The organism is Streptomyces sp. (assembly GCF_036524955.1).
Lineage (GTDB): Bacteria > Actinomycetota > Actinomycetes > Streptomycetales > Streptomycetaceae > Actinacidiphila.
The window spans coordinates 1-19,912 of sequence record NZ_DATDBG010000329.1 but is presented as its reverse complement, the minus strand read 5'-3'; the positions used below and the strand labels follow the sequence as shown (position 1 = coordinate 19,912).

The following is a 19,912-nucleotide window of genomic DNA, read 5'->3' as shown; positions in this document are numbered from 1 at the left end:
TCAGTCCCTTCCGGGTCAGTCCCTTTCGCGCTCCGGGCCCCCGAATTCGGGGCTGGTGAAATCCGGACTGGAAAAGCGGTGCCCGGGCGCCGGGGACTCCTCGGGGCCCGGACTGGTGAAATCGGGGCGGGTGTAGCCGAGGTGGGGCATGCGGGGGACGGTTCGGGTCGGCAGGGGCGCGGGCGGCTCGGGGGTGAAGGCGGTCGTGGCCCGGGTGGCGGCCTCGTCGAGGAAGGGGAGCAGACCGCGGTTGAGCAGCGCCTCGTGCCACACCTGGCGGGCCTGGGCCACCTCCGGCGGCATCGCGTCGAGCGTGTCGTGGATCGCCGCGGAGCCGTTGCGCAGGGCGGTCAGCAGCAGGCCGACCGCGCCGAGCAGGATGGACGCCGCGGCGACGGCGGCGAAGAACCAGCCCACCGTACGCAGCGGGGCGGCGATCCCGGGCTCCGGCGACACCGCCTGCAGCGCGTAGCCGATCAGCAGGAATATCACCGCTGCGGCTCCGGCGAGCAGTGGCGTGAGGACGGCCAGCACGGCCAGCAGACCCGCCCCGGGCCCCGCCCCCTCGGCCACACCCATCGCCGCGTAGCCGAACGCCCGGTTCTCCCGGGACCGCGCCGCCTCGCGCGCCGCCTCTCGGGTCTCCGCGCGGAGTGTGCGGTACGACTCGTACTCCTCGGCCACGGCGGCGGTGATGGCATCGGCGGACACCAGCGCCCTGGTGCGCAACTGCTCGGTGTTGAGCGGCGCCCGGTCGTTGTCCTGGTTGTCCAGGACGATGCGCAGGGCGTCGTCGAGGACGTGGTCGAAGTCAGGGCGGTCTTCGCCCAGTAGATGTGGAGCGCTGTTCATGTGCTTCCCCCGATGCTCCGACTCGCCGTACGCGGCCGGTTGTTCCCTCCAGGTACCCTCTAGGTCCTCTCGGGGAACCGGCCCGGCCGGCCGTTGTGCGCGGAGAGCGGCGTGCCTACGGATACAGCCGATGGTAGGGCGGGACGCCAGGCCGTGACAGGGTGCGACCACGAAATGTGGCGGTCGGAGGGACTGAATCCGGCGGGGCGGCCGGGAGACGCGCCTGATCCGTGAGCCCCTAGGAGACCAGCGGGAGTTGGGCGACCAGCAGCCGCCCGTCCATGGTCACGCCGCCGTCCATGGCCACCGCGAGGTTCTCCGCGTACACCATCGGGCCGTTCACCGCGTGCCCGCCCTCCTCCGTGTCCACCGGGAACTCCCCGCCGATCTCGCCGAGCAGGTACGGGATCGGGCTGTGCCCGTGCACCACCTGGTTGCCGCCGTAGGTGCTGAGCAGTTCGCGAGCGGCCTTGGCGCCGCCCTCCCCGCGGAAGGCGAACCGCTTGGTGAACTTGCGGAACAGGTCCCAGCACTCGTCGGCGTCGCCGCGTTGCAGCACGCCCGTGACGGCGTCGTTCATCTCCTCGATGCTGCTGCCGTACTCCAGGTATGCGGTGGTGTCGGAGTGCAGCAGCAGGTGGCCGTCGGTGAGGTAGGCCGCGTCCAGCCGGGAGATCCAGGTCAGATGACGGTCCTCCAGCCGTTCCATGTCGGAGGGCTGGCCGCCGTTGAGCCGCCAGGCGGCGAGGAAGGAGGCGGTGCCGGCGGTGGAGTTGACCGGCGTGTCGCCGAAGCGGTGGGCGCCGAGCAGCAGCAGTTCGTGATTGCCCATCAGTGCCCGGCAGTAGCCGCCGGCCGCCGCGGCCTCCGCGGAGAGCTGCATGACGAGTTCGATGACGCCGATGCCGTCGGGGCCGCGATCGGTGAAGTCGCCGAGGAACCACAGCCGCGCACTGCCCGCCGACCAGTGCCCGTCCTCGTCCACCAGACCGCGCTCGTGCAGCGCGGCAAGCAGTTCGTCGAGGTAGCCGTGCACGTCACCCACGACGTACAGCGGTCCCGGCCGGCCGGCCCGCTCGGTGTCCGGGGTGAGCACGGGCAGGTCGCGGGCGGTCGGTGTGTAGTCCGGCGGGACCAGCGGGGTGTCGGGCCTGGTCGGTTCGTACGGGGCGGGCGGTGGGGCGGGGGCGGCGTCGTACGGGTCGGGCGTGGTGGTCTCGTACGCGGTCTGGTACCCGTAGCCGGGCGCGGGCTTGTACCCGGAACCGGGTTCGTACCCCTGACCTGCCCCCTGAGTCATCGACCCCTCCACGATCGCGCCGCCATCCGCCCATCATAGGAATGACGCTGTCGCGTTGTGACATACCCAGGCACCTGGTTTTCGCAAGGTCCTGACAAACAATCCGTTAGGTCCCGCTTGATCCCTCGCGTTACGCGTCCGCGGAGCGCGCGCGTCGGCCTACCGGACCGGGCGTTCACGCGCGTCGGCCTACCGGACCGGGCGTTCACGCGCATCGGCCGGCCGCACCGGTGAGTTCCCGGCCTGCGCCCCGCTAGTTCTCGCGCGTCGGCCCCCGCGGCGGGCTGACCGTCGTCCGGTGCGCCCGCCGTTGCGACGACGCGCGGACGATCAGCTCGGTGGGCATCACCTGCTGCACCGGGTGTCCTGGGCCGATTCCCTCGATCGCGTCGATGAGGAGCTGCACCACCGCTGTGCCGATCCGGCGCGGTTGGAGGGACAGCGTGGTGATCGGCGGGTCGGTGCCCGCGTATCCGCCGCTCTCGCTGCAGCACACCAGCAGCAGGTCGTCGGGGACGCGTAACCCGTAGCGCCGGGCTGCCGCGAGCAGGTCGGTGCCGTTGGGGTCGAACAGTCCGTAGACGGCGTCCGGGCGGTCCGGGCGAGCCAGCAGGCGGTCGGCGGCCACCGCGCCTGCGCAGGGGTCGTGGGCGGGGTACGACTCGTAGACCGGTTCCTGGCCCACGCGTTCGCACCACTCCAGGTACGCGGTGGTGGACAGCCGGGTGTACGTGTCGGTGCTGGTGCCGGTGAGCAGGCCGATCCGGCGGGCGCCGGCCGCGGCGAGGTGGTCGAGGATGCCGAGCACGGCCTCTTCGTGGTCGTTGTCGACCCAGGCGTGCACGGGAAGGCTGCCGGCCGGGCGGCCGTCGCTGACCACCGGTACGCCCTGACGGACCAGTTCGGTGACGACGGGGTCCTGGTCGGAGGGGTCGATCACCACGGTGCCGTCCAGCGCCACGTTCCCCCACACGTCGTGCCGGGAGGAGGCGGGCAGGATGACCAGCGCGTACCCGCGGGCGAGTGCGGCGGAGGTGGCGGCCCTGGCCATCTCCGCGAAGTACGCGAACTCGGTGAAGGTGAACGGTTCTTCGCCGTATGTCGTCACCGTCAGGCCGATCAGGCCGGATCGTCCGGTGCGGAGGGTGCGGGCGGCGGCGGACGGGCGGTAGCCCAGCCGGTCGGCGACCTCGCGGACATGGCGTCGGGTGGCGTCGGGCAGTCGGCCCTTGCCGTTGAGCGCGTCGGAGACGGTCGTGATCGAGACTCCGGCGGCAGCGGCGACGTCCCTGATCCCTGCCCGCTCCAGCCGGCGTCCGACGGGCCGGCTCGCCTGGTGATTACCTGCTGCTGTCATGGCGTGCCCGATAGTAGGGCGGCGCTGGTCCTTCCGGCTTCTGCCTGCGGAACTGTCCAGAAGAACGGTTTCTGCAAGATCAAAACCTTATGCAAGGTGGAATATGCAGGCGGCAGCCCCCGGCTCAGGGGCGATACGAGTGCGTTCGCGGCGATCTCCCGGCCATTGGTCCATCGGCAGCACAGACGGCAACTCACTCCTACGGGGGATGCGCGCCACCGCGTGCGCCACCCGGGCGCGCTCAGGAGAGTGCCGTACGTACCTCCCCAGCCGATCCCGCCCCTCGTAGGGTGAGCCCATGACCACCCCCAAGCTGCGCGCGGAACTGGACGGCATCCCCACGTACAAGCCGGGGCGCCCCCCGGTGGCGGAGGAAGGCGCGCCCGCCTTCAAGCTGTCCTCGAACGAGAACCCCTACCCTCCGCTGCCCGGTGTCCTGGAGGCGGCCACCGCCGCGGCGCACAGCTTCAACCGCTACCCCGACCTGGCCTGCTCGGTCCTGACCGAGGAGCTGGCGAACCGTTTCGGCGTGCCCGCGGAGCACATCGCGACCGGCACCGGCTCGGTCGGTGTGGCACAGCAGCTGGTGCAGTCCACGGCCGGCGCCGGCGACGAGGTGATCTACGCCTGGCGGTCCTTCGAGGCGTACCCGATCATCACCCGGATCAGCGGCGCCGTGCCCGTGCAGGTGCCGCTGGACGCCGAGGAGCGGCACGACCTGGAGGCGATGGCGGACGCCGTCACCGAGCGGACACGGCTGATCTTCGTCTGCAACCCCAACAACCCGACCGGAACGGCGGTACGGCGGGCGGCGCTGGAACGGTTCCTGGACCGCGTGCCGTCCGACGTCCTGGTGGTGCTGGACGAGGCGTACCGGGAGTTCATCACCGACCCGGAGGTCCCCGACGGGATCGGCCTGTACCGGGAGCGTCCGAACGTGTGCGTCCTGCGCACCTTCTCCAAGGCCTACGGCCTGGCCGGCCTGCGGGTCGGCTTCGCGATCGGGCGCGAGCCGGTGGCGGCGGCGCTGCGGAAGACGGCGGTGCCGTTCGGGGTCAGCCAGCTCGCGCAGGACGCGGCGGTCGCCAGCCTGCGCGCCGAGCCCGCGCTGCTGGAACGGGTGGCCGGACTGGTCGCTGAGCGCCGCCGGGTGGCTGAGGCGCTGGCCGGCCAGGGCTGGACGGTGCCCGACACGCAGGCCAACTTCGTCTGGCTGCGGCTGGGGGAGCGCACGACGGACTTCGCTGCCGCGTGCGAGCGGGCCGGGGTGACGGTCCGGCCGTTCCCGGGCGAGGGAGTACGGATCACCGTCGCCGAGACGGAAGCGAACGATCTGCTGCTGCGGTCTGCGGAGCGCTTCCGTAAGGAGCTGTAGCGGCGGCGGACGGTTGACGCGGGCCGGATCGCGCGATCGCCCTCACAAATACGCTCTGATCTGCGCATTCGCCCTCTGGTCACCCCCCGGTGTCAGGGGGCGGATTGCTGTGCGCGATACTCCTTGTGAATGAGTTCACGTTCACAAGCGTGACGCAAAAGGAGTCGGATCGTGCAACTCGCCCTCGAGCCACTGGACGTCGCCCGCTGGCAGTTCGGTATCACCACCGTCTACCACTTCCTCTTCGTGCCGCTCACCATCTCGCTCTCCGCGTTCACCGCCGGGCTGCAGACGGCCTGGGTGCGGACGGGGAACGAGAAGTACCTCAAGGCCACGAGGTTCTGGGGCAAGCTCTTTCTGATCAACATCGCCATGGGCGTGGTCACCGGCATCGTCCAGGAGTTCCAGTTCGGTATGAACTGGTCGGACTACTCGCGCTTCGTCGGCGACGTTTTCGGCGCGCCGCTCGCCTTCGAGGCGCTGATCGCCTTCTTCTTCGAGTCCACCTTCATCGGGCTGTGGATCTTCGGCTGGGACAGGCTGCCGAAGAAGATCCACCTCGCCTGCATATGGATGGTCTCGATCGGCACGGTCCTGTCCGCGTACTTCATCCTGGCCGCCAACTCCTGGATGCAGCACCCGGTCGGCTACCGCTACAACCCGAAGACCAAGCGCGCCGAGCTCACCGACTTCCTCGCGGTGCTCACTCAGAACACCGCGCTCGCCCAGTTCTTCCACACCATCGCCGCCGCGTTCCTCACCGGTGCCGCGTTCATGATCGGTATCGCCGCCTACCACCTGGCCCGCAAGAAGCACATCGCCGTGATGCGTTCCTCGCTGCGCATGGCGCTGGTGGTGGCGGTGGTGGCCGGCGCGCTCACCGCGATCAGCGGCGACACGCTCGCCAAGGTCATGTTCAAGCAGCAGCCGATGAAGATGGCCGCGGCCGAGGCGCTGTGGGACGGCCAGAAGAGCGCCCCCTTCTCGCTCTTCGCGGTCGGCGACGTCGACAAGGGGCACAACCGGGTCGCCATCGAGGTGCCCCACCTGCTGTCCTTCCTCGCTGACGACTCCTTCACCAGCTACGTGCCGGGCATCAACGACGTGAACGCCGCCGAGCAGGTGACCTTCGGCCCCGGCGACTACCGGCCGAACATTCCCGTCGCCTACTGGGGCTTCCGCTGGATGATCGGCTTCGGCGTGGTCTCCATCGGGGTCGGCGCCGCGGGACTGTGGCTCACCCGACGCCGGTTCTGGGTCGCGCCGGAGCACCGTACGGGCGGGGACGAGGCGCCACACCTGATGCTCACCAGCACCTGGCGGATCGGCGACGGGCTCGCCCGCTGGTACTGGCGGATCGCCCTGTGGACCATGGCCTTCCCGCTGCTCGCCAACTCCTGGGGCTGGATCTTCACCGAGACCGGCCGCCAGCCATGGGTCGTCTACGGCGTGCTGCGCACCCGCGACGCGGTCTCCCCCAGCGTCTCCACCGCGAGCGTCGTCACATCGCTGACCGTCTTCACCCTGCTGTACGGGGTGCTCGCCGTCGTCGAAGTGCGGCTGCTGGTCAAGTACGCCAAGGCCGGCCCGCCCGAACTCACCGACGACGACCGCCGGTCCCCCACCCGTATCGGCGGCGACGACGGCGACGGCGCGGACACCGACCGGCCGATGGCCTTCTCCTACTGAGCAGCGAGCGGCTGAGGAGCGCGACATGCATCTGCACGACGTCTGGTTTGTACTCATCGCGGTCCTGTGGACCGGCTACTTCTTCCTCGAAGGCTTCGACTTCGGCATCGGCGTCCTCACCAGGCTGCTCGCGCGGGACCGCACCGAGCGGCGGGTGCTGATCAACACCATCGGGCCGGTGTGGGACGGCAACGAGGTATGGCTGCTCACCGCGGGCGGCGCCACCTTCGCGGCGTTCCCCGAGTGGTACGCCACTCTGTTCTCCGGCTTCTACCTGCCGCTGCTGCTGATCCTGGTCTGCCTGATCGTGCGCGGGGTCGCCTTCGAGTACCGCGCCAAGCGGGACGACGAGCGCTGGCAGCGTACCTGGGAGCACGCGATCTTCTGGACGTCGCTGGTGCCCGCGGTGCTGTGGGGCGTGGCCTTCGCCAATATCACGCGGGGCGTGAAGATCGACGCGAACGCGGAGTACGCGGGGGGCCTGTGGGACCTGCTCAACGGGTACGCGCTGCTCGGCGGTCTGGTCACCCTCACACTCTTCACCTTCCACGGCGCGGTGTTCGCCTCTCTGAAGACGGTGGGGCCGATCCGGGAGCGCGCCCGTGCCTTCGCCACCGTCACGGGTCTGGTCGCCGCCCTGCTCGCGGTGGTCTTCCTGATATGGACCCAGGCGCACAGTGGCAACGGGCGCAGCCTGGTCGCGCTGATCGTCGCCGTGACGGCGCTGGTGGCGGCGCTCGGCGCGAACCGGGCCGGGCGCGAAGGCTGGTCGTTCGCCTTCTCCGGGGCGACGATCGCGGCCACTGTCGCGATGCTCTTCCTCACCCTCTTCCCCGACGTCATGCCCTCCTCGCTCAACCCGGCCTGGAGTCTCACCGTCACCAACGCGTCCGCGACCCCGTACACGCTGCGGATCATGACGTGGTGCGCGGGCTTCGCCACGCCGCTGGTGCTGCTCTACCAGGGCTGGACGTACTGGGTGTTCCGCAAGCGGATCGGCACCCAGCACATCGCGGAAGGTGCTCACTGATGTTCCACGTGGAACACCGGGAGCAGGTGGAACGGGAAAGGGGATGTTCCACGTGAAACCTGTCGATCCTCGGCTGCTGCGGTACGCACGCACCACGCGGGTCTTCCTCGCCGGCTCGGTACTGCTGGGACTGGTCGGGTCGGGACTGATCGTCGCTCAGGCGGCGCTCATCGCCGACATCGTGGTCGGCGGCTTCCAGTACGGGTACGGGGCCGGCACCCTCAGCGGTGAGCTGTGGGCGCTGGCCGGGGTCTCCGCGGGGCGGGCGCTCGTCGCGTGGCTGACCGAACTGTGCGCGCACCGGACCGGGGCGGCGGTCAAGTCGGAGCTGCGGAGCCGACTGCTGGAGCGGGCCACCGCGCTCGGTCCCGGCTGGCTGACCGGACGGCGCAGCGGCGAACTCACCACGCTCGCCACCCGCGGGATCGACGCACTCGACGACTACTTCGCCCGCTATCTGCCGCAGTTGGCTCTCGCGGTCGTGGTCCCGGCCGTCGTCCTCGCCCGGATCGCCGCCGCCGACTGGATCTCGGCGCTCACCATCGCGCTCACACTGCCGCTGATTCCGCTCTTCATGGTGCTGATCGGCTGGGCCACCCGGGAGCGGATGGACCGGCAGTGGCGGCTGCTCGCCCGGCTGTCCGGCCACTTCCTCGACGTCGTCGCCGGACTGCCCACACTCAAGGTCTTCGGCCGGGCGAAGGCACAGGCGGAGAACATCCGGGCGATCACCGGGGACTACCGGCGGGCCACGCTGCGGACGTTGCGTATCGCGTTCCTCTCCTCCTTCGTGCTGGAGCTGCTTGCCACGATCTCGGTGGCACTGGTCGCGGTCGGCATTGGGATGCGGCTGGTGCACGGGGAACTCTCCCTGCGTACCGGGCTGCTGATCCTGGTCCTCGCTCCGGAAGCGTATCTGCCGCTGCGGCAGGTGGGTGCGCAGTACCACGCGGCGGCGGAGGGGCTGGCAGCGGCGGAACAGGTCTTCGAGGTACTGGAGGCGGTGCCCGGGCGTGCGGGTGGGGCCGGTGTCTTTCAGGGGCCGGAGGCCGACGCGAAGGCGGGGGTTCCCGCGCCCGACCTGCGCACGGCGACGATCTCCGTCGAGGATCTGGTCGTACGGCGGGACGGCCGACTGGCGGCGACCACGTTCACGCTCGCACCCGGCGAGACGGTCGCCGTCACCGGGCCCAGCGGCGTCGGCAAGTCCACGCTGCTCCACGCGATTCTGGGGTTCGCCGCACCCGCGTCCGGACGCGTCCTGGTGGACGGGACCGACCTCTCCAAGATCGATCCGGCTTCCTGGCACCGGCAGATCGCCTGGGTCCCGCAGCGCCCGCACCTGTTCGCCGGCACGGTCGCGGAGAACGTCCGCCTGGCCCGGCCGGACGCGAGCGACGCCGAGGTACGGTCCGCCCTCGGCGCGGTCGGCGCACTGGACTTCGTCTCCCCGGCCGACCGTATCGGCGAAGACGGCTCGGGCCTGTCCGCCGGTCAGCGCCAGCGCCTCGCCCTCGCCCGCGCCTTCCTCGCCGACCGTCCCCTCCTTCTCCTCGACGAGCCCACGGCGAACCTCGACGCCGAGACGGAGGGCAACGTCGTCGACGCCCTCCACCGACTGGCCGCCACCCGCACGATCCTCCTCACGGCCCACCGCCCCGCCCTCCTCCCCCTGGCGCACCGCGTCCTCCGCCTCACGCCGGGCCACCCGCACCAGACTCCGCCGGGTGAGACAGCCGTGCTCGCGCCGACCGCCGCCACCGCGCCGGCCCATGTGACGTCGGAGAGCTGTGCCGAAGACCCGGTGACGGAACCCGCGGACAGTGGCTCGGCGCTTCCCGGCCGGGCATCCCTCGGACTCGGGCGGGCGTTCTGGGTGCGATTCGCGGGCGCCTGCGGGCTGGGGGCGCTGGCGTTGCTGAGCGCGGTGGGGCTCATGGGCACCTCCGGGTGGCTGATCAGCCGGGCTTCGCAGCAGCCGCCCGTGCTGTATCTGATGGTGGCGGTGACCGCGACCCGGGCGTTCGGGATCGGGCGGGCCGTGTTCCGGTACGGGGAACGGCTGGCGGGGCACGATGCGGTGTTCCGGGCGCTCGGCGGCGTACGGGTGGCGGTGTTCCGGCGGCTGGAGAAGCTGGCGCCCGCCGGGCTGGGCGGGACACGGCGCGGGGATCTGCTGTCCCGGCTGGTCGCGGACGTGGACAGCGTGCAGGACCACTACCTGCGGTGGGTGCTGCCCGCAGTGGGGGCCGGTGTGACCGCGGTGGCGGCCGCAGCGTTCACAGGGTGGCTGCTACCCGTGGCCGGTGTGCTGCTCGGCGCCGGTCTGATCGCCGCGGGCGTGGGGGTGCCCGCACTGTCCCTGGCGGTCGCGCGGCGCGCGGAGGAGCGCCTGGCGCCGGCCAGGGGAGAGCTGTCCGCACGGGTGCTCGGCCTGTTCACCGGAACCGCCGAGCTGACCGTGGCGGGCGCACTGGCAGGGCGCCGAGCAGAGGCCGCGCGGGCGGACCGCACGCTACGACGGATCGCTGCGCGTTCGGCGGCCGCCACCGCGCTGGGGGGCGGCCTGACCGCCCTGATCAGCGGTCTTACGGTGACCGCGTGTGCGTACGCGGGTGTGAGCGAGGTGCACGGCGTCACCCTGGCCGTTCTCGTGCTGTCACCGCTCGCCGCGTTCGAGGCGGTCGCCGGAATGCCGGTCGCCGCGCAGCAGCGGCAGCGCAGCCGGCGTGCGGCCGAGCGCGTACAGGAGGTGCTGGACGCGCCCGTGCCGGTCAGGGAGCCGGATGTCCCCGAAGAGGCGCCCACGACGCCGTACCCGCTGATCGTGCGCGGGCTGACCGCTCGCCACCCCGGGCAGCGGGTGAACGCCCTGGACGGCGTGGACCTCACGCTCACACCGGGCCGCCGCGTCGCCGTCGTCGGCCCGTCGGGTGCGGGCAAGACCACCCTCGCCCATGTGCTGCTGCGGTTCCTGGACCCGGACGCGGGCTCGTACACGCTCGCCGGGCAGGCCGTCTCGGAGCTCGACGGCGACGACGTACGCCGCCTGGTCGGCCTGTGCGCACAGGACGCACATGTCTTCGACAGCACGGTCAGGGAGAACCTGCGGCTCGCCCGCCCGGGCGCCTTCGACGAGGAGCTGGCCGAGGCCCTCGCCGCCGCCCGGCTCGACGTCGACCTCGACCTGGCGGTCGGCGAGCACGGCGCCCGGCTGTCCGGCGGCATGCGCCAGCGCCTCGCCCTGGCCCGCGCGCTGCTCGCCGACTTCCCCGTACTGATCCTTGACGAGCCCGCCGAGCACCTCGACCTTCCCACCGCGGACGCCCTGACCGCCGACCTGCTCGCGGCGACCCGCGGCCGTACCACGCTGATCATCACGCACCGCCTGGCCGGCCTCGCGGACGGCGCGGTGGACGAGGTCGTCGTGCTGGAGTCGGGGCAGGTCGTCCAGCGCGGGACGTACGCGGAGCTGGCCGCGGCGGACGGTCCCTTCCGCCGCACCCTGGAGCGGGAGCGCGCGGCGGACGCGGAACCGGCGGTCGTCTGACCGGGCCCGCCGGGCGTACCGGGCGACGATCAGGTCCAGGTCAGCCGCAGCGGGCGGCGAGGATGCGCTCGATGACGCGCGCCACGCCGTCGTCCTCGTTGGACTCCGTGCGGTGCGTGGTGGCGGCCAGCACGTCGGGGTGGGCGTTGGCGACGGCGTACGACGTACCCGCCCAGTCCAGCATCGCGAGGTCGTTGGGCATGTCGCCGAAGGCCACCACCTCCGCGGCGGTGACACCGCGCTCGGCGCAGCACTTCGCCAGCGTCGTCGCCTTGCTCACGCCGACGCCGCTGATCTCCAGCAGCGCGGACTCGCTGGAGCGGGTGATCTCGCCGTGCCGTCCCGCCACGGTCAGGGCGGCGGCCAGGAAGTCGTCCGGGTCGAGGGAAGGGTGCTTGGCCAGCAGTTTCAGCAGCGGCTGGTCGCGGTTCCGGTCGAGCAACTCCTCGATGGGCGCGGGCGGTGCGGCGCCGTCGGGCTCGAACGCGTCGTAACCGGGCTCACGCCGGAACACCCGGGAGCGCTCGACGGAGAAGACCGTTCCGGGTATCGCCTCGCGCAGTGCGTACGCCGCCGCGAGCGCGTCGGCCTCGGGCAGCGGGAACGCCTCGATGAGTTCGTCCGCGCGCAGGTCGTACACCGCGGCGCCGTTGGCGAGGATCGCGATGCCGTGCCCGGCGAGGTGTCCGGTGACCACGCCCATCCAGCGGGACGGGCGTCCGGTGACGAAGAAGACCTCGATACCGGCGGATTCCGCGGCGGCCAGTGCTTCGGTGGTGCGCCGCGAGACTGTCTTGTCGTCGCGCAGCAACGTGCCGTCGAGATCGGTGGCGATCAGCCGCGGCTCGGGGGCGGCGCAGGACTTCGCGGCGGATGCGGGATGCCCGGCGGGCTCGGTGGCGGAGGTCACGACCCCCATCCTCCCGTATCGCGGTCTCCGCCCCTAAAAGCTCGGGGACGACCGGTCGGGTGAGGCGGGGGCGCGGTGCACGGAGGGGGCGTTTGCGGCTAGCCGCAGGAGGCCGCGTGCGCGCGGCGGCGGGGTGCCGGGATGTGGGCGAGGCGGGCCGGTGCGGTGGCGCGTACGTCGGTGCGGCCGACCGTGGGTGCGACGGCCACCGGTACCCCGGTGGGTCCGAGGGCCGCTGCGTCGGCGGCCGTGTCGGCGGTGAGCACGCTACGGGCGGCGGGCGAGGCGCCGTGGGCCTCCGCGCGGATGCGCTGCTTCATCGTCGGCGGGAGCGTACGGCCCCGGCGGGCGCGGCGGGGCGGCAAGGTGTAGGCGCAGCGGCGGCCGGGGACGGTGCGGGCGGCCTCCCGGTGGAGCGGGGACCGGGCGGCGGCTACGGTTCCGGAGGACGTGGTTCCGTAGACTGTGGTCGTGCCGGACACATTGCTGTCGGCCGACGTGGCAGTCGGCGTCGCGGCCTGCGTCGGCGTCCCCGTCCCCGCCGTGCCGACCGTCGCCGTGACCCGCGTACGGCTACGGGTGGCGCATCCGAGTGCGGCGACGCACACGAGCAGCACGCGGACGAACGCGCTCCAGAATGTCCTGACGTCAGCAGTGGCCATGACCTTCTCGCCTTCCCATGATGCGGTGAGCTGTTAGTCCGATCATGGGGAAGTGAGCACAGAATCCGTGGAGCCGCACCTCGAATCCGGCGATATTCACATCAATGCCACTCGATCGGGTCAATCCGGGATGGATTCCTTCCAGCGAACCGGCCGTACGAGGCCGGCGCTACGAGGCGAGCGCGACGATCGCGAAGACCGCGCTCCGCGGGTCCGCCACGACGGCCATCCTGCCCACCTTCTCCATGTCGAACGCGGGCGCCACCACCGAGCCGCCGCCCCGTACCAGCACGTCGACCGTGCGGTCGGTGTCGTCCACGGCGAAGTTCACCAGCCAGTGCGGCGGAGTCCCGGGCGGCAGGTTGTCCATGCCCTGCACTCCGCCGACGGTCCGCCCCATGACCTGGAACGCGGTGAACTCGGGCATCTCCGGTATCGGTGTGGCCTCCAGCCCCAGCGCCGTCCGGTAGAACCTCGCGGCTGCCTCGGGGTCGGCGGTGTTGAGCTGGTTCCACACCAGTGCGCCTGGCTCGTTCACGATCTCCGCTCCGCGGAAGTCCAGCGGCTCCCACACCCCGAACACCGCCCCCTGCGGGTCCGCCGCGACCAGCATCCGGCCCAGAGCGGCAACCTCCGAGGTCGGGACGATCACCGTGCCCCCGTTCTCCCGGATCGCGGCCTCGGTGGCGGCGGCGTCCGCGCTGGAGAAGTACGACGTCCAGTTGGGCGGCGGCGGAGGCTGGTCCCCGATCGACATCGCCTTCATGATTCCGGCGACCGGCTTCCCCTTCAGCGTGCACACCGAGTACCCGCCGAACTCCTCGGGCCCGATCTCGCCCTGCCAGCCGAACAGATCCCGGTAGAAGTCCAGCGCGGCCCGCTGGTCGGGAACCATCAGGTCGATCCAGCACGGTGTGCCGGGCTCATACGGAGTAGTGACTTCGGGCATCTCGTCTCACTCCAAGCACTCATCCGCCCAACCGGCGGATACGCGGCCCCTTCCCACCCTCCCCGCCCCCACCCCGTCCCGCCAGCCAGCCCGTATCGACATGGCCCCGACCTTGGGCGCCACCACGTGCAGGAATGCGGCGCAGTGACCGGCCCCGTGCACCGGAGTTCGTGGGGTGCCCGGTCACAGGCGCATGCGCTGCTCGATGTCCTCCCAGAAGTCGGTGAGTACCTGCTCGGAGAGCGCGGGCCGGGTGTCGGCTCTTGGGGCGGGCAGGGGCGGGGGGTGTGGCGGCGGGCTGAGGAGTTGGGGTTCGAGGCCGGGTATACGTATGACCATCTGTCGTGGCGGGTGCCGTTTCGGGACGGGCGGTGGTTCGGGGCGGTGCCGACGCTGACGGCCGCGGCGGGGGTCACGGAGCGGATGTGGCTGGGGACGATGGTGGCGTCAGTCAAGCCGCGGTGGACCGGGCGGGGTGGCCTGTGGGGCTGCGGGGGGAACTGCCTACGATGAATGGCGCGTTGTTTCCGATAGAGCGTTTGACCTCCGGGGGGAGGGACATGGGGCGGCCGGAGGACTGGCATGTGCTCGACATGGACGGTGATCCGACGCCGGGCGATCCTTCGCGCGTGAAGGCGTTGTCCATACAACTGCATGAGTTCGCCGACGACGTGGAGTCGGCGTTGCGGTTGGTGCGGGGGATGCAGTCGGAGCAGGCGATCCTGTCGTGGGCGGGGTTGTCGGCGGACGCCTTCCGCGACGAGTTCGGGTCGACGCCGAAGAATCTGGACAAGCTGCACACGTCGTACCGGATGGCGGCGGACGCGTGGAGTCGTACTGGCCTGACCTGGAGCACGCGCAGTACCAGGCGGACCGCGCGCTCGTGGACGGCCGTACCGCCCACAGCCGACTGGCCGGGGCCACGACGCATCTGAGCGGGGTCACTGACTGGGTCCACACGGCGACGAGCACCGCCGACTCCTACGACCCGGCGAAGAATCCCGGGAAGACGATCCCGCCGCCGGACTCGGACCAGGTCCGTCAGGCCACTCGCGATCTGGCCGCGGCCAAGGCCCAGCAGGCGCACGCTCAGCAGGCGGTCACGTCCGCCCAGGCTGCCCTGGATGCAGCCAAGCGGCTGGCGGAGCAGGCACGGGGGATGCGGGAACAGGCTGCCCGGCGGACCGTCGCCAAGCTCCACGAGGCGTCGGACGCCGGGATCCACAACCGGCACTGGTGGGAGAAGGCGGTCCACTGGGTCGCGGACCACTGGGACGAGATCGTCACGGTGTGCAAGTGGATCGTGGCGATCCTCGGCATCGTCGTGATGATCATCGGCGGCCCGCTGGCCTGGCTGGTGGTCGCCGCGGCGCTGGTCGTCCTCGCCGACACGGTCATGAAGTACATCCAGGGCAAGGCCAGTTTGTGGGACGTCCTGTTCGCGGCGCTGGACTGCATCCCGACGACCAAGGGCCTCACGTCCCTCGGCAAGCTCGCCGAGCTGTACAAGGCCGGCGGCCTGCTGAAGATCGGCGTCGAAGGCGTCCGCGGTGCCGTCACCGGCCTCAGGAACACCGCCGCCGCCATCCGCGCCCTCGGGGAAATGCCTTCCGCCCTGCGCGCCGGCCTCCAGGGGATCACGGAGATCGATCGCGTCCTGCAAACCGGCGGAGAACTGCGACGCGTGCGCGGAGACGCGGACTTCTTCACGGAGTGGGCAGACGACGCATATGACTCCATCCGGGCGAGTGATGATATCGGGTCGGTGGCGGCGACGGCCGCGGAGCACGGGTTTTCACCTGCTGACATTCAGCAGATCAAGGATCATGTTTTCAACGAGGAACATCTGCTGGACAGTTACGGCCACGCGACCGTGGCGCGTTTTGATGCCAATCCCCGAATAGCCGAGGCGTGGGTCCGCCTCAGGAACGGAACTCCGCATCCTGCCGATATCGATCTGCTCCGTCACGAACTCTATGAGTCCAACCACATGAGAGAGATGGGCAGCCAGAGCTACAAGGCGGCTCACCAGGCTACACTCGACGCCGGACACACCTGGGACCCTGCGGCCGCGGCACGCGAAGGTTTCGGGCGACGCCCCAGCGCGGAGGAATGACGCATGCCATATTCGTTTCAGCTGCTTCTCGTGAAGAGCACCGAGGGGATACACGTCTATCGGGCCACGTACGGCGAGGACGTGCAGTCCTTCCTGTGCCTCGACGAAACCGCTGGAGAAGTGCGCGTCTGCGACGAGCAGGGTGTTCCGGTGGGCGACATGGTGTTGCGCGCTGGGATTGGGAATGTGGAGAATCCGGTCGCGGATCCGATTCTGTCGGAGAATTTCACCATGTCTGCCGCACATCTGCTCAGCCGGTGGCGCAAAAATGGTGCAGCCCCCGCCGAGGTGGTCAAGTTCTTTTCGTGACCTGTGACCTGGCCGATCTGAACTGCGACAAAGGGGTGGGAAATCATGACGGATGACCGGCTGGCGATCCCCATCGACCTGCTGGAGGACTTCGCGCAGCGGCTGGGGTCGATCGTGTCGCGATTGGACGGCACGAAGGCGACGTTCCGGGCGTTCGAGGAGGACATGGGCGACGGGTCGGTGGTGGACGCGCTCGACCACTTCGAGCACAACTGGAAGGACGGTCGGGGGGACATCCAGAAGCAGTTGGACGGGCTGGAGAAGATGGCGAACACCGTGGTCCGGGAGATGCGCAAGGTCGACACCGACCTGGCGCGGGAGCTGGCGAAGTCCACGGAGCCGCAGGGCGGGAAGCAGTGACGGCCGCCGTTCCGGTCGGGGTGGCCCTCGCGGTGCCCGAGTCGTGGTGGGAGTTCGACATCCGTCCGGAGGGGCGGGAGACGACGGTACGGCGGCTGATCGATGAGCGGGTACGGGCGGTGCCCGAACTTGCCCCCTACCGAGGGGAGCTGAGCACGCTGCTGCGGCAGATGGCGCGGGACGCCCATGACTCGGGCGCCCTGTACCTCGGCTGCATGGCCGAGAACTTCGGCGGGGTGCCGCTGACCGCGACGGTGACCGTCACGGTGCTGAGCGCCGAGAACGCGCAGGGCGTGGCCCTGCCGACGGATCCGCAGGCCATCGCGCAGAGCCTGAAGACGATCACGCCCAGGCGGGACGGCGACGCGTGGCGCAAGGTGAGCACCGTCGAGATCCCCGAGGTCGGGGTGTGCGCACGAACGCACGGCATCGAGGACGTGGCCGTCGAGCAGGGCGATCCCCGTACGATCCGCATGGCGCTGACCCAGACGTACGTCCCGATCCCGGGCCGGCCGGAGGAGATCGTGCTGGTCTCCGGGGCCAGCCCCGTGCTCGATCTCGCCGACGCTTTCCATGACATCTTCGACGCGGTGACCTCCACCTTCCGATTCGTCCCCGCCGCGGCGTCGTAGCGGGTGATCGTAGGCTCGGGGTCATGAGTCTGCGTCTGAGCACGGTGATTCTGCCGATCTACCGCTGGGCCGGGCAGGGGCGGGAGGTGTGGCGGCGGGCCGAGGAGTTGGGGTTCCACGCCGGCTACACGTATGACCACTTGTCGTGGCGGGTGCCGTTTCGGGACGGGCCGTGGTTCGGGGCGGTGCCGACGCTGACGGCCGCGGCGGGGGTCACGGAGCGGATGCGGTTGGGGACGATGGTGGCGTCAGTCAAGCCTTTTTCACGCATCTCGACCTGACCTGCGAAGATTCCCTTCGGTCGGAGAGCGCGGCTGCCCGCTCAGATACGATGAGCCGGACGCGGCCGCCGCACAACCGGGCCATGTCGTCGACGTCGGACGTCAGCATGGCCACCGGACCCGGCTGGCGCAGCGCCACCTCGGCGACAGTCGCGTCGATTCCGTACTTGTGGCCATGCAGGCCCGCCGCCTTGAGCAGTTGCGCAGACGCCTTCGCCGCACTCTCGGTCACCGGCTCGACCTTGACGCGGGAGAGTACCCACTGCCGTCGAGGCACGTTCACCTGTGCATGGCTGATGCTCACGGACGCGGTCCGGGGCTGCGGCGATCCCCTCCGCCCGGCATGTCCAGCGCCTGCGGCAGGCGTCCTGTTCCCACCGGTGAAGGCATGGCCCGAGCTTGCCGGTGGGTGACAGTACGTGGTGAAGTCCGGTGATGGCGGGGCTGTGAGGACCACCCGGTTGGTGATGGAGCGGAAAAGAGTGGCACGGATCGTCGTACGAGAACCACGCACGGGCACGATGAGCGCACGGCCGCTGGCCGCCCCCGAGGCAGCCACTTGGGCACGGGAGCTGCTCGACGGGGGCTGGGCGGCGGTGTTCCTGCCCGGAGAGCCGGCCCGTCTCGGGCGGCTCCTGCTCTGGCAGCCCTCCGGGGCGGTCGCCGGGGGCGGTGTCCTGCCGACGGGTGTGGAGACCGACTCGGTGGAACTGGTGCTGCCGCATGGCCGCTCGGTGAGACGACGCAGGGTGGAGGGCTACGTGCTGCCCGTCGCGGTCGCCGTGTCCGCCCTGGCCGGGGCGCAGCCACCGCACCCGTCCGCCGCTGCCTGGCAGGCGGCCACCCGGTTCGCACTGCGGGTGCTCGCCGATGGCCGCCTCCACCCGGCCCTCACCCCCGCCGGTTACGACACCTGGCTGGCGGGCCCATTCACCGCCGCCCAGCGGCAGACGCTGGACGCTTTCGCCGGCGCCTTCCCACCCCACGCCCACTGCTTGCCGGAGCCGGGGCCGCCGCCCGTGCGCATTGCCGAACCGGCAGCTCTGGTACGCCAGTTCTGCGACGCGGTCGCCGACGACCTGGTCCGTACTCCCGCCGCGCCGCTCGCCATGGGAGCGCTGCCGTACGCCTGGCGCGAGACGCGTGCCGTGCCCGCGCTGCGCGAGTGGGCCGAGGAGACCGCCGCCGCGTTCACCGCCGAGGTGGGCGTCTCGCTGCGCGTCGACGTGCCCGAGGGACGGCGTCGGCAGTTCCGGGCCGTCCTGCAACTGCACACCGCGGCGGATCCGGCGCTCGTGGTGGAGGCCGCACGGCTGTGGAGCGAGCCGGCCGAGACTGAGCGGCTACTCGGCCCGCGTGCCGAGACCGAGACGCTGCTCGCCCTGCGCCGCGGCGCCCGTCTCTGGCCACCGCTCGACCGGCTGCTGAAGGACGCCGCTCCGGACCAGCTGCGGCTGACCGACGACGAGGCGTTCGACCTGCTGGGCGACGCCACCGACGCGCTGCGCGCGGCCGGCATCGACGTGCACTGGCCGCGCGAGCTGGTCAAGGCACTCACCGCGACCGCGGAGATCGGGCAGCGCACCGCGCCCGGCTCCACTGCGGGCGGCCTCCTCGACGCCGACGCCCTCCTCGACTTCCGCTGGCAGGTCTCGCTCGGCGGCGAGCCGCTCACCGAGGCCGAGATGGACGCCCTCGCAGAGGCGCGCCGTCCTCTGATCCGGCTGCGCGACCAGTGGGTGGTCGCCGACCCGAAGCTGGTGGCCCGCGCAAAGCGCCGCCGGATGGAACCGCTCACCCCCATGGAGGCGCTGAGCGCCGCGCTGACCGGCGAGGCGGAGAGGGACGGGGAGACGTTCGCCTGCGAGGCGGTCGGCGCGCTCGGCGATCTGGTCGCCCGTATCCGCGATCCCGAGTCCCGCACCCCCGCCGCCCAGCCCCCCGCTCTCAAGGCCACGCTGCGCGACTACCAGAAGCGGGGCCTCGCGTGGCTGGCCGAAATGTGCGAGCTCGGCCTCGGCGGCTGCCTCGCCGACGACATGGGCCTGGGCAAGACCATCACGCTGCTCGCCCTGCATCTGCACCGCCAGACCGACCCCGCCACCGCGGGCCCCACCCTCGTCGTCTGCCCCACATCCCTGCTCGGCAACTGGCAGCGCGAGGCAGCCAAGTTCGCTCCGACCGTCCCCGTGCGCCGCTACCACGGCGGCGACCGCCACCTCAAAGACCTGACCGGCGACGACATCGTCCTGGTCACCTACGGGGTGCTGCGGCGCGACCGTGACGTCCTCGCCGAGACCGCCTGGTCACTGATCACCGCCGACGAGGCCCAGCACGTCAAGAACCCCTACGCCGTCACCGCCCGCGAGCTGCGCGCCCTTCCCGCCCGCGCCCGCGTCGCGTTGACCGGTACCCCTGTGGAGAACAACCTGTCCGAACTGTGGGCGCTCCTCGACTGGACCACCCCCGGCCTCCTCGGCTCCCTGTCCGCCTTCCGCGACCGGCACGCCCGCGCCATCGAGGCGGGAGAGGACCCCGAG

At 71.1% G+C, this 19,912-nt stretch carries 17 protein-coding genes and 3 pseudogenes; 12 read left to right on the top strand and 8 right to left on the bottom strand.

All coding sequences use genetic code 11. The annotated features are described in order from the left end of the window. Nucleotides 1–15: 15 nt before the first annotated feature. From VIW71_RS25910 to VIW71_RS25900, 3 genes are all read right to left on the bottom strand, one after another. Nucleotides 16–852: a hypothetical protein gene (locus tag VIW71_RS25910; protein WP_331625060.1), complete on the bottom strand. Its 837-nt coding sequence runs from the start codon at nucleotides 850–852 to the stop codon at nucleotides 16–18. Nucleotides 853–1,090: 238 nt separating this feature from the next. After that, nucleotides 1,091–2,152, bottom strand: a complete 1,062-nt coding sequence (locus VIW71_RS25905) for a metallophosphoesterase (RefSeq protein ID WP_414720849.1) — start codon at nucleotides 2,150–2,152, stop codon at nucleotides 1,091–1,093. A 253-nt stretch (nucleotides 2,153–2,405) separates the two neighbouring features. Next, the gene (locus VIW71_RS25900) at nucleotides 2,406–3,509 is read right to left on the bottom strand and encodes a LacI family DNA-binding transcriptional regulator (RefSeq protein ID WP_331625059.1); all 1,104 of its coding nucleotides are present in this window, start codon (nucleotides 3,507–3,509) and stop codon (nucleotides 2,406–2,408) included. A gap of 298 nt (nucleotides 3,510–3,807) precedes the next feature. Here VIW71_RS25900 and hisC point away from each other — a divergent pair, with 298 nt between their 5' ends. The 4 genes from hisC (at nucleotide 3,808) to cydD (ending at nucleotide 11,153) form a co-directional block, all read left to right on the top strand. Then, nucleotides 3,808–4,884, top strand: coding sequence for a histidinol-phosphate transaminase (gene hisC / locus VIW71_RS25895; RefSeq protein WP_331625058.1), 1,077 nt, complete (start codon nucleotides 3,808–3,810; stop codon nucleotides 4,882–4,884). A 171-nt stretch (nucleotides 4,885–5,055) separates the two neighbouring features. Then, nucleotides 5,056–6,573: a cytochrome ubiquinol oxidase subunit I gene (locus tag VIW71_RS25890; RefSeq protein ID WP_331625057.1), complete on the top strand. Its 1,518-nt coding sequence runs from the start codon at nucleotides 5,056–5,058 to the stop codon at nucleotides 6,571–6,573. Between the two features lie 25 nt (nucleotides 6,574–6,598). Next, the gene (cydB, locus tag VIW71_RS25885) at nucleotides 6,599–7,603 is read left to right on the top strand and encodes a cytochrome d ubiquinol oxidase subunit II (RefSeq protein WP_331625056.1); all 1,005 of its coding nucleotides are present in this window, start codon (nucleotides 6,599–6,601) and stop codon (nucleotides 7,601–7,603) included. 52 nt (nucleotides 7,604–7,655) lie between these two features. Beyond that, nucleotides 7,656–11,153 carry a thiol reductant ABC exporter subunit CydD gene (cydD, locus tag VIW71_RS25880; RefSeq protein ID WP_331625055.1) on the top strand — a complete coding sequence of 1,166 codons (3,498 nt, stop codon included), beginning with the start codon at nucleotides 7,656–7,658 and terminating at the stop codon, nucleotides 11,151–11,153. A 40-nt stretch (nucleotides 11,154–11,193) separates the two neighbouring features. Here the strand turns inward: cydD and VIW71_RS25875 are convergent, their stop codons facing one another. The 4 genes from VIW71_RS25875 to VIW71_RS25860 all read right to left on the bottom strand — a co-directional run bounded on the left by VIW71_RS25875 (nucleotide 11,194) and on the right by VIW71_RS25860 (nucleotide 14,013). After that, nucleotides 11,194–12,072 carry an HAD family hydrolase gene (locus VIW71_RS25875; protein WP_331625054.1) on the bottom strand — a complete coding sequence of 293 codons (879 nt, stop codon included), beginning with the start codon at nucleotides 12,070–12,072 and terminating at the stop codon, nucleotides 11,194–11,196. A gap of 89 nt (nucleotides 12,073–12,161) precedes the next feature. Then, on the bottom strand, nucleotides 12,162–12,725 hold the full coding sequence (locus tag VIW71_RS25870; RefSeq protein ID WP_331625053.1) for a DUF6344 domain-containing protein: 564 nt from the start codon (nucleotides 12,723–12,725) through the stop codon (nucleotides 12,162–12,164). A gap of 169 nt (nucleotides 12,726–12,894) precedes the next feature. Continuing rightward, entirely contained in the window at nucleotides 12,895–13,674 is a 780-nt protein-coding gene (locus VIW71_RS25865; protein WP_331625052.1) for a VOC family protein, read from the bottom strand. A 183-nt stretch (nucleotides 13,675–13,857) separates the two neighbouring features. Next, on the bottom strand, nucleotides 13,858–14,013 hold the full coding sequence (locus VIW71_RS25860; protein ID WP_331625082.1) for a hypothetical protein: 156 nt from the start codon (nucleotides 14,011–14,013) through the stop codon (nucleotides 13,858–13,860). Here VIW71_RS25860 and VIW71_RS25855 point away from each other — a divergent pair. From VIW71_RS25855 to VIW71_RS25825, 7 genes and pseudogenes are all read left to right on the top strand, one after another. Continuing rightward, nucleotides 13,960–14,124, top strand: a pseudogene (locus VIW71_RS25855) (LLM class flavin-dependent oxidoreductase); the annotation flags it as partial. The gene VIW71_RS25860 and the pseudogene VIW71_RS25855 overlap by 54 nt on opposite strands. A 134-nt stretch (nucleotides 14,125–14,258) precedes the next feature. After that, entirely contained in the window at nucleotides 14,259–14,609 is a 351-nt protein-coding gene (locus VIW71_RS25850; protein ID WP_331625051.1) for a hypothetical protein, read from the top strand. After that, nucleotides 14,558–15,790, top strand: coding sequence for a hypothetical protein (locus tag VIW71_RS25845; protein WP_331625050.1), 1,233 nt, complete (start codon nucleotides 14,558–14,560; stop codon nucleotides 15,788–15,790). The genes VIW71_RS25850 and VIW71_RS25845 overlap by 52 nt, the downstream gene beginning before the upstream one ends. 30 nt (nucleotides 15,791–15,820) lie before the next feature. Further along, nucleotides 15,821–16,099 (top strand): hypothetical protein, encoded by a 279-nt coding sequence (locus VIW71_RS25840; protein WP_331625049.1) that lies wholly within the window; start codon nucleotides 15,821–15,823, stop codon nucleotides 16,097–16,099. A gap of 45 nt (nucleotides 16,100–16,144) precedes the next feature. Continuing rightward, nucleotides 16,145–16,459 carry a hypothetical protein gene (locus VIW71_RS25835; protein ID WP_331625048.1) on the top strand — a complete coding sequence of 105 codons (315 nt, stop codon included), beginning with the start codon at nucleotides 16,145–16,147 and terminating at the stop codon, nucleotides 16,457–16,459. Beyond that, nucleotides 16,456–17,091, top strand: coding sequence for a hypothetical protein (locus VIW71_RS25830; RefSeq protein WP_331625047.1), 636 nt, complete (start codon nucleotides 16,456–16,458; stop codon nucleotides 17,089–17,091). The genes VIW71_RS25835 and VIW71_RS25830 overlap by 4 nt, the downstream gene beginning before the upstream one ends. A gap of 23 nt (nucleotides 17,092–17,114) precedes the next feature. Then, nucleotides 17,115–17,342 (top strand): annotated as a pseudogene (locus VIW71_RS25825) (LLM class flavin-dependent oxidoreductase); the annotation flags it as partial. A 1-nt stretch (nucleotide 17,343) separates the two neighbouring features. On the opposite strand, the pseudogene VIW71_RS25820 reads toward VIW71_RS25825, so the two are convergent. Next, a pseudogene (locus VIW71_RS25820) lies at nucleotides 17,344–17,676 on the bottom strand (hypothetical protein); the annotation flags it as partial. 217 nt (nucleotides 17,677–17,893) lie between these two features. On the opposite strand from VIW71_RS25820, the gene VIW71_RS25815 reads away from it, so the two are divergent. Further along, a partial coding sequence (locus VIW71_RS25815) for a DEAD/DEAH box helicase (RefSeq protein ID WP_331625046.1) occupies nucleotides 17,894–19,912 on the top strand: 2,019 nt, incomplete at its 3' end.